General features: G+C 67.5%; 1 pseudogene. It reads right to left on the reverse strand.

What is annotated here, in order from left to right:
* Positions 1-255 (reverse strand): annotated as a pseudogene (locus tag SLQ31_RS29540) (hypothetical protein); the annotation flags it as partial.

Here is a 255-nt window from a genome sequence, read left to right on the forward strand (position 1 = left end):
CTCGCCGGTGCGCACCAGGATGAACTTGGTCTTGCCCTTCTCCACCGGCACCTTGTCGCTCGGAATGATCGGGATGCCGCGCCAGGTGATGAACTGGGCGCCGAAGAGGTTGACGACCACGGGCGGCACGCCGCGGCGGGTGCACTCGCGGCCGAAGGCGGCCACCCCGAGCGGGTGGGTCAAGATGAACGCCGGCGTCTTCCACACCTTGGTGATCAACGCGTCCAGGTCGTCCGGAGTGGGTGCGCCCTTGAT

Origin of the sequence: Mycobacterium sp. RTGN5, from assembly GCF_033804465.1 — a bacterium.
In the GTDB taxonomy this organism is placed as follows: Bacteria; Actinomycetota; Actinomycetes; order Mycobacteriales; family Mycobacteriaceae; genus Mycobacterium.